Source organism: Vibrio sp. D173a (genome assembly GCF_030248475.1).
On sequence record NZ_JAHGAH010000850.1, the window covers coordinates 1 to 1,346 of the forward strand.

Consider the following 1,346-nt stretch of genomic DNA (forward strand, 5'->3'; position numbering starts at 1 on the left):
GTAGCCCTAGGAATGGAATCCTTAAATCTGTTAATTCAAGTTTGAAATGTCCTGTTGTCCACCCAGATTAAAATGTCCTTATTTCAAGTTCTCTGTGTGAAGAGGTTAGGGTTTCCGACTTGAGCCTTTATGCTTTTCAGGTTCATGTAGGACAGGGTTGATGGCTCGAAGTTTCTCTTGTAAAGCCCGTCGTTGGGCTCGTCGTTTTGGCGCTTTTTTACTTCGTGTTCGTAGCTGTTGAGCTTCGAACTCTTCTTGTTTCTTCTGAGCGAATTTCAACACCTGACCAAGACGCTTATTATCGACGATTTGTGTTTGTTGAACTTGTTCGAGCTTGTCGAAGGTTTTGAAACTAAGTTTTCGATGGTCATAAACAATGGCAATCTCGCCGTTTGGATAATCTAAAACTTTGACGTGCTCATGGGCTAAACGACTATTTTCTTCCGTTGGTTCAATGAGATAAACAACTTTGTCGTATTGAAATGTGAGTGACTTTGAGAGCTTGCGTGTTTCTTGCCAGCTGAAGATATCGTCCAGGTCTTGTTTGGATTCTCGTACTTTACGATGCATGTCTTTAGGAAACTTGGCTGATTTGGCAAAGCGACGGTTAAAGTCATCGATGAAGTAGGGAAGCCATGCATTGGCTTCTTCGATGGTGTTGATGCGTTGTAAACGCATTTCTTTCACTAGGCGGTTTTGCAGTGTCAGATTCGCTCGTTCTACACGACCTTTAGCTTGGGAGCTATTCGCACAGATGAGCTCAATACCGAGGTCATGCAATACTCGGCCATATTGCGTTTGGCCAACTTGTTTGTGTTTTTCTTGATTGACCCGAAATATCGAGTGTTTATCGCTGTAAAATGCGACTGGCTTACCATGCTCATTTAGGTATTCGCGGGTTGCCAACATGTAATCAAACGCCGATTCGGTCTCACTGAATCGCAGGTTCATCAAACGGCCCGTTGCATCATCTATGAAGACCAGTAGGCAACATCTATCGCTGCGGCCTTCAAACCAATCATGGTGTGAACCGTCGATTTGGATGAGCTCACCGAGACAATCACGGCGATAACGAGGCTGATAAATTCTAGGCTTGCGCCTAGAATATGGTGTCCAAAGTCCGTCAGCGATCATCCATTGTCGGAGAGTTTCTTTAGAAACAATCAGATTATGGTGCTCAGAGAGTTTTTCAAGCGCAAACGTGGGTGAAAAGTCGAAGTATTGTTCACGTACAATCCCTAATACTTCAGCTCGAAAGTTATCATCATAGCGTCGGTTGCTTGGGCGACCGCGGGCTGCATGTGCCAAGCTTTTAGCGCCATAAGTTGCTAACTGGTTCAACAGTC

General features: G+C 44.5%; 1 protein-coding gene. It reads right to left on the reverse strand.

Features of this window, described 5'->3' with window-relative positions; translation table 11 throughout:
• Positions 1-105: 105 nt before the first annotated feature.
• A partial coding sequence (locus tag KIV40_RS29785; RefSeq protein WP_285352869.1) for an ISNCY family transposase occupies positions 106-1,346 on the reverse strand: 1,241 nt, incomplete at its 5' end.